The 7,308-nt window shown below is 65.4% G+C and carries 7 protein-coding genes and 1 pseudogene; 3 read left to right on the top strand and 5 right to left on the bottom strand.

Annotated features, from left to right (window positions below; translation table 11 throughout):
- Positions 1 to 354 (top strand): pyridoxamine 5'-phosphate oxidase family protein (locus tag ACFWF3_RS17475; protein ID WP_379314464.1); only part of this gene is annotated, 354 nt, incomplete at its 5' end.
- Positions 355 to 729: 375 nt separating this feature from the next.
- Positions 730 to 1,191, top strand: a complete 462-nt coding sequence (locus ACFWF3_RS17480) for an NUDIX hydrolase (RefSeq protein WP_379314465.1) — start codon at positions 730 to 732, stop codon at positions 1,189 to 1,191.
- Positions 1,192 to 1,226: 35 nt separating this feature from the next.
- Here ACFWF3_RS17480 and ACFWF3_RS17485 read toward each other — a convergent pair whose 3' ends face one another.
- The 5 genes from ACFWF3_RS17485 to ACFWF3_RS17505 all read right to left on the bottom strand — a co-directional run bounded on the left by ACFWF3_RS17485 (position 1,227) and on the right by ACFWF3_RS17505 (position 6,934).
- The gene (locus tag ACFWF3_RS17485; protein ID WP_379314466.1) at positions 1,227 to 2,054 is read right to left on the bottom strand and encodes an SDR family NAD(P)-dependent oxidoreductase; all 828 of its coding nucleotides are present in this window, start codon (positions 2,052 to 2,054) and stop codon (positions 1,227 to 1,229) included.
- Positions 2,051 to 2,851 (bottom strand): crotonase/enoyl-CoA hydratase family protein, encoded by an 801-nt coding sequence (locus ACFWF3_RS17490; RefSeq protein ID WP_379314467.1) that lies wholly within the window; start codon positions 2,849 to 2,851, stop codon positions 2,051 to 2,053. Before ACFWF3_RS17490 ends, ACFWF3_RS17485 begins: the two co-directional genes overlap by 4 nt.
- 413 nt (positions 2,852 to 3,264) lie before the next feature.
- Entirely contained in the window at positions 3,265 to 4,125 is an 861-nt protein-coding gene (locus ACFWF3_RS17495; protein ID WP_379314468.1) for an enoyl-CoA hydratase-related protein, read from the bottom strand.
- 26 nt (positions 4,126 to 4,151) lie between these two features.
- Positions 4,152 to 5,063: an NAD(P)H-dependent flavin oxidoreductase gene (locus tag ACFWF3_RS17500; protein WP_379314470.1), complete on the bottom strand. Its 912-nt coding sequence runs from the start codon at positions 5,061 to 5,063 to the stop codon at positions 4,152 to 4,154.
- Between the two features lie 77 nt (positions 5,064 to 5,140).
- Positions 5,141 to 6,934, bottom strand: a complete 1,794-nt coding sequence (locus ACFWF3_RS17505) for an amidohydrolase family protein (RefSeq protein ID WP_379314469.1) — start codon at positions 6,932 to 6,934, stop codon at positions 5,141 to 5,143.
- Between the two features lie 190 nt (positions 6,935 to 7,124).
- Between ACFWF3_RS17505 and ACFWF3_RS17510 the strand changes: the two are divergent.
- Positions 7,125 to 7,308: pseudogene (locus tag ACFWF3_RS17510) on the top strand (alpha/beta hydrolase); the annotation flags it as partial.

The following is a 7,308-nucleotide window of genomic DNA, read 5'->3' on the forward strand; positions in this document are numbered from 1 at the left end:
ATCTTCCCCCTCAACTACGCGGTCGATCACGGAACCATTGTGTTCCGATCCGCGCGAGGTACGAAGGTGTCCGCCGCGTTGTCCGATGCGCGCGTCGCCTTGGAAGTCGACGGTTACCTCCCTGAGTCTCACGAAGCCTGGAGCGTCGTGATCAAGGGGCGAGCCGAAGGGATCCGTGAGATCGGTGACCTGATGGACACCGTGGATCTGCCCCTCTCTCCGTGGCAGCCCGGGGAGAAGAACTTCTTCATCCGACTCGTACCCACCCTGGTGACCGGTCGCCGGTTTCCTGTTGCCGACCCCGCAGCTTGGCGGACACCCTTCTCCAGCGTGCGACGGGCTCCTACGGAGTGAGGGAGGAAGGGCTTCCAGAGCTCCACTCGCGTCAGGTAAGCCAAACGCACGAAACTCGTAGTCATCAACGCACGAGAACGTCGGAAGTGCTCGATGGTCGGAGTTCGCGGGAATCGAGCCCGACGGGGACTACCTGTCCGACGACGACCGTACGGCACCATGATCACCGTCGACGGTCACCCGATACTGCGGTGTCGCGCATCAGGAACGGCCTGACTCGCCGAGGGGCAAACTCTCACGCGCTCGCCGCCACGCCGACCGCGAATCCGAGCCCAAGGAATATCCCGAGCCACGCCAGGTAGGCCAGAAGTTCGGCCGATGTATGACACACAGATTCATGACATGCGTGCCGCTGGTCGCCAGTAGGCTCGCCCGGTGAGAAAAGAGCTTCGAGTCGCTGCCTACGCGGTATGCGTTCGGGAGTTCCGCGGAGCGATCGAGATCCTGCTCGCCAGATGGGTGTCACCCGACGGTGACAGGCAGTGGACGCTTCCGGGCGGCGGAATGGAACACGGCGAAGATCCGATCGCGACGGCCGTCCGTGAGGTCACCGAGGAGACCGGGTACACCGTCGAACTCGTCGAACTCCTCGGCATCGACTCGATCAACCGCCGATACCCGCGCCCGCATGGTGAATTCGCCGACTTCCACGGCTTGCGAATCGTGTACGAAGGCCACATCCGCGCCGGCGAACTCCGCAACGAAACCAACGGCTCGACCGACCTCGCCGCCTGGCATCCGCTCACCGACATCGACTACCTCGACCGAGTCGACCTCGTCGACATCGGAATCGAGCTGTGGCGAACCAAACCCGCCATCGGCCGCGCGAACGAGTAACCGCGATGGTCGCGGAACGTTTGGGTCAGGAGTGATCAGCCGACCAGGCCGCCGCTGCATGCGAGGACCTCGCCGGTGATGTAGTCCGACTCCGGCAAGCACAACAGATAGACCGCGCCTGCCGCCTCCTCCGGAGTTCCGAGACGTCCCAGCGGGGCGATGTGCTGTGCTGCCTGCAACAGCATCGGATTGACGCCGACCTTGATCTCTTGTCCGGCGATGTCGATCGTGGTGTCCTCGCTGGCCGATTCCGTGAGCCGGGTCTGGATCAGGCCGAAGGCGACGGCGTTGACTGTCACCCGGTAACGACCCCATTCCTTGGCAACGGCCTTGGTGAGACCCAGGATTCCGGCTTTACCCGCGGAATAGTTGGCCTGGCCCGCATTGCCGTAGAGCCCGGCCAGCGAGGAGATATTGACTACCTTGCGCGTGACCGGATTGCCTTCTTCGCGTTCACGTTTCGCCGCGGCGCTGATCACCGGCTGGGCGGCGCGCAGAATCTGGAACGGCGCTTTCAGGTGCACGTCGAGGATCGCGTCCCACTGCTCGTCGGTCATTTTCTGCACCACCGAGTCCCAGGTGTAGCCGGCGTTGTTGATGATGATGTCGAGCCCGCCGAAGGAGTCAACGGCGGTGCCGACGAACCGCACGCCGAAATCGGGGTCGGTGACGCTGCCGGCGCAGACCGCGGCCCGCCCGCCCGCGGCGACGATCTCGGCGGCCACCTGCCGCGCCGCCTCGGGGTCGAGATCGTTGACGACAACGGCCGCGCCGTTGGCCGCGAGTTTGCGGGCGACAGCCGCGCCGATACCGCGCCCACTGCCGCTGACGATCGCGGTCTTGCCTGCCAGTGATGGCGTCATGGGTGTGCTGTTCCTTCCGTGGTGAGTGTCGTGAAATCGCCGTGTCTGCCCGCACCCGCAGTGAACCGAGCGGCACCGGACAAGGTGTCGGCGCGCAACGAGATCATTCCGTGCGCGAATTCGTTGACCAGAGCATCGGTTTCGGTGAGACCTGCTTGTTCCAGTGCCGAACGCCGGTCCTGGCGCAGGCAAGTCTGCGGGAACTGGGTGAGCTCGTGGGCGAGTTCCCGAGCAAGTGCCAGGGCCTGCCCGGTGGGAGCGACCCGGTTGACCAGGCCGATACGGTGCGCTTCGGCGGCGTCGACCGGTCGGCCGGTCAGGATCAGATCCATCGCGTGGCTCTCGCCGATCAGCCGGGGAAGGCGGACTGTGCCTCCGTCGATCAGGGGCACGCCCCAGCGACGGCAGAACACGCCGAGAACCGCGTCGTTGTCAGCGACTCTCAGATCGGCCCAGATCGCCAGCTCCAATCCGCCCGCGACCGCGAATCCGGAGATCGCGGCGATGACCGGCTTGGACAATCGCATCCGGGTCGGCCCCATCGGGCCGTCACCGTCGACGTCGGCGATATTGCCGCGTTCGGTGCCGAGGGCTTTGAGATCGGCTCCCGCGCAGAATGTTCCGCCGATTCCGTGCAGGATCGCCACGGCGGCGTCGGGATCGGCATCGAATTCCCGGAATGCCGTGGCCAGCGCCGCCGCGGTCGGGCCGTCGACCGCGTTGCGGACGTCGGGTCGGTTGATGCCGATCAGGACGACGGGGCCGTCGCGCTCGACAAGAACTGTGGGATCAGACATCGGAACCTCGAATCGTTGCGCTCGGTCCAGCGCGACCGTGGGATGAGTTCTTCATGATTTCGTCGGCCGATTCATCGATGTGCTCCGTCGAGTATTGCGAGCGTCAACGTGGTGAGCTGTTCGATGGCTCGTGGCCGCGGTAGTTCGGGGGCCACGAGATAGGCGATGGCCACACGCGCCACGGAACCGGCGGCCAGTCGGGCCTCGACCGGCTCCAGAATCGGTTCGCCTGTCGACCCCACATCGCGCGGCTATCGCGGTGACACTGGTCTGTGGCCAGCCACGGTCGGCGATCAGCTCGCCAATTGCTTGCATTGCAGCACAATGTATTTCGTCGCGCAGGGCATTGTCGGGCAGAGCATCGTCGGGTGACATTCCTACCTCGTGTCGGGCCTCGGTGCCGGGAGCCGCGCCTATCGATTCTCGCTCGATGCCGCCGCGGCGGCATCGTCGATTCCGGTCCACGGCACGAAGGCCGGTATGTCGGCGGGGACGCGCCCAGGGAAGTCAGGGCGGCGCCGTTGCAGGAACGAGGTGATCCCCTCGACCGCATCGGCGCTACCTGCCAGTCCCCCGATCAGTTTCGAGTCCAGCGCGTGCGCGAGGTACGGGGTGTCGAAGGCGCTCAGCCGCAACAACATCTGGCGGGTGACCGCCACCGACACCGGTGCGGTGTGCTCGATGAGCTCCCGCGCGTACGCCTCCGCGGCGGGAAGCACCTCGTCGGGCTCGACGAGCCGATGCACGAGCCCACCTGCCAGCGCCTCCGCGGCGGGGAACACCCGCCCGGACAGCATCCAGTCCATCGCCCGTCCCATGCCGACGATGCGCGGCAGATGCCACGCCGAGGCGCCCTCGGGGAAGAACCCGCGCCGGGTGAAGACGAACCCGAAGCGGCTGTCCGTGGCGGCGATGCGGTAGTCCGCGGGCAGGATGATGGTCGACCCGGCACCGACGGCGGCACCGTGGATCGCAGCGATGACCGGTTTGGTGCACTCGAAGATCCGGCGCGAGCACTGTCCGGCGGGTTCGAGCCAATCGTCGTCGACATCGCCACCCGGCGCGCCGCCGGCCAGATCCATGCCCACGCAGAAGTCGGACCCTTCTCCGGTCAGGATGATCGCGCGCACGTCCGGGTCCCGGTCGGCGACGGTGAACGCGTCGCCGAGTTCGGCGGCGATGGTCAGTGTGTACCCGTTGCGGGCCTGGGGGCGGTTCATGCTGATGGTGGCGATGTGGTCGCGCACCGAGTACAGAATCTCTTCGTAGGCCATGTCGTCCTCGGGGGTGGTCTGTGGAATCACTTGACGGGCAGCAGTTCGGGGGTCGTCAAGGCAGCCAAGCGCTGCCTCGCTTCGACGTACTCACGGGTCAATCGATCGATCAACGTGGCAACCGGCACAACCTGATCGACCGTCCCGATTCCCTGACCAGAACCCCAGATATCGCGCCATGCCTTGGCATCGGCATTGCCACCGGAGCCGAAGTTCATCACGGACGGATCCGAGACCGGCAGATTGTCCGGATCCAGCCCGGCCGCGACGATGCTGCCGCGCAGGTAGTTTCCGTGTACACCGGTGAACAGGTTCGTGTAGACGATGTCGGCGGCCTCGGAGGTCGAGATCTGCTGCTTGTAGGCGTCCGCGGCGTCGGCCTCATCGGTGGCGATGAACGCCGACCCGACGTAGGCGAGGTCGGCACCCGCGGCCTGGGCGGCGAGAACCGAACGCCCGTGGGCGATCGCACCGGACAGCAAGAGCAGACCGTCGAACCACTGCCGGATCTCGGAGAGCAGCGCGAACGGTGACAACGTTCCCGCGTGTCCGCCCGCACCGGTGGCGACCGCGATCAGACCGTCGTATCCCGCCTCGACGGCCTTGCGGGCGTAGCGGTTGTTGATCACATCGTGCAGGACGATTCCGCCGTAGGAGTGGACGGCGCCGACGACCTCGGACCGCAGCCCGAGCGAGGTGATGACCACCGGTACGCGGTGTTCGACCACGGCGGCGAGGTCGGCTTCCCACCGCGTGTTCGATCGGTGCACGATCAGGTTCGCGGCGTAGGGCGTGTTCGCGTCGGCAACGGCCTCGTTGATCTCGGCCAGCCACTCCCGCAGCGATTCCACCGAGCGCGCGTTCAGGGTCGGGAACGATCCGACGACCCCGGAACGCGACTGTGCGATAACGAGTTTCGGCTTCGAGATGAGAAACATCGGCGCCGCGACCACTGGCAGGGTGAGCGAGCGCGCGAGTTCGGAGGTGTCTGGCACGGCGTTCCTTTCCGGCACTGTTACGCCGAGACTGTGGGAGTCGAGGGGGTGGCACCGCGGACCTTGCGACCGGCGGGCAGGAAACGTCCCGGCCCCCAGCCGTTTCCGAGTCCTTCCGCGAAGACGCCGTCGCGGTAGACGACGTGGCCGTTGACGATGGTGGCGGTGACCGCGCGATCGTTGCGGTTGACCATGCGGCGCAGGCCGTTGTATTCGGGGACTTCCTGTTCGGCGAGTTCGTGCACTTCGCCGTCGAGTCCTTCGGGGTCGACGATCACGATGTCGGCTCGGTCGCCGACTCGCAGGTGGCCCGCGTCGAGGTTGTACCAATCGGCCAGTTCACCAGTGAGCCGGTGCACGGCGTGTTCGAGGGTGAGGAACGGCTTGGGCTTGCCCTGCGCCGCCTTCACTCGTTCGAGTAGCCGCAGGTGGTAGTTGTAGAAGGCCATGTTGCGCAGGTGTGCGCCCGCGTCGCCGAATCCCATGTGCACGTTCTTGTTCGCGGCGAGCTTGTCGGCGTATTTGGGGCGGTGGTTGGCGATGGTGGTGCGCCAGCGGATCTTGCGGCCGTGCTCGACGACGAGGTCGAGGAAGGCGTCGACCGGGTGGATGCCGCGCTCGTCGGCGAGTTGGCCGAAGCTCTTGCCGATATGGTCGGGTTCGGGGCTGTCGACGACGGTGGCGTCGTAGAGATTGCGGTGCCAGATCTTCGGGGTGAACTTGTTCTCGTAGTCGCGGCGGAACCAGCGGCGGTAGTCCTCGCTGTGCAGCAGTTCGTTGCGTTCGACCTGGTCCTTGATGTCGAGAGCCGCTGCGCCGGAACCGAATTCCTCGAACACGACCAGATCGATGCCGTCGGCGTAGACGGTGAACGGCACCGGTAGATGCTGCCAGCGGAACTCACCGTTGAGCAGGCGATTGATGATCGGAGCGCCGTACATCATGAAGTACACCAGGGGCGGGTAGGCCTTGGAGTCCGCGGCCGCCAGCAACGAGACCTTCAGTCGCTTACGCCGCAACCGGCCGCCCGCGGCAAGGAAGAATTTGGGCAGATTGGGAGTGAGGGAGATCTCCGGCGTGCTCTGCAGGATGCGATCGCGATCGCGCAGGACCCGGTTGAGCGCGCGGAACTCACGCCGCTTGACGAAGGTGGTCGGCAACGAGCGCGATCGGTACAGATCACCGTCGAGTTTGTCGATCCAGTTCGTGGTGGCGGACATGCCGAGGAATCCGGCGTCGAGTGCCTCGTGCAGGAGTGAGGTCATTCGTTCGAGCTCGGAGGCGGTGGGCTTGGCCTTGTCGTCGACCGCCCGGCCCATCCCCATCACATGGATGCGCATATCGGACTGACCGAGGAAGGTCGCCACGTTCGGGCCGAGGTCGAGTGCGTCGATCGCGGCCGCGTACTCAGTTGGGGTCGACCAGGTCCGATGCTTGTCCAGGGTGCCGATGACGATCTCGCGCGGAACCGCCTCGACGCGGCTGAAGATGTCGGCGCACTCGACATTGGACGCGAGAATCGTGGTGAGCGAACAGTTTCCGATGACAGTGGTGGTCACACCGTGGCGCAGCGACTCGGTCAACGCGGCGGCGGCGAGCATCTCGACGTCGTAGTGGGTGTGGATGTCGACGAAGCCGGGCATCACCCACTTGCCGCCTGCATCGATGACCTCGTCGGCGTCGGCGACGTCGAGCGGCCGGGAACTGACCTCCACGACCTCACCGTCCTTGATGCCGATATCGGCGGTGCGCGCCGTCGACCCGGAACCGTCGAACCAGATCCCGTCGCGGATGACCAGATCGTAGCGACCCATACCGGACTCCTTCCATGCTTCTTTGCATGCTGCGTATCTCGTCGATCACAACATTGAACAACGCGATCATCACTCTTAGCTGGCAATTTCCTGGATCACAATTGACGAGACTTCAAGTAACATGTAAAACCATGCACTAATGAATGTCCAAATGCAAGGGTCGATCCGACCACGGGACCGAGAGGTGCGCATGTCGACGACCACCCCCGCAACGAGGCGGTTCCGGTCGAACACCGCCGAACTGGAAGCGCTGACCTGGGGCGACCCCCGCGACCCGGCCGCACTGCTCGTGCACGGGTTTCCCGACAGCGCCTGGACCTGGGAGGTGATCGGGCCCGCGCTGGCCGCGACAGGACGGTATGTCGTCGCGCCCT

Source organism: Nocardia sp. NPDC060220 (genome assembly GCF_042727815.1).
GTDB lineage: Bacteria > Actinomycetota > Actinomycetes > Mycobacteriales > Mycobacteriaceae > Nocardia.

Bases quoted from the DNA above. Each gene is read 5' to 3' on its own strand.
- ACFWF3_RS17505 (WP_379314469.1), bottom strand. From the start codon at position 6,934: ATGGGTCGCTACGATCTGGTCATCCGCGACGGGATCTGGTTCGACGGT.
- ACFWF3_RS17500 (WP_379314470.1), bottom strand. From the start codon at position 5,063: ATGTTTCTCATCTCGAAGCCGAAACTCGTTATCGCACAGTCGCGTTCC.
- ACFWF3_RS17490 (WP_379314467.1), bottom strand. From the start codon at position 2,851: ATGTCTGATCCCACAGTTCTTGTCGAGCGCGACGGCCCCGTCGTCCTG.
- ACFWF3_RS17495 (WP_379314468.1), bottom strand. From the start codon at position 4,125: ATGGCCTACGAAGAGATTCTGTACTCGGTGCGCGACCACATCGCCACC.
- ACFWF3_RS17485 (WP_379314466.1), bottom strand. From the start codon at position 2,054: ATGACGCCATCACTGGCAGGCAAGACCGCGATCGTCAGCGGCAGTGGG.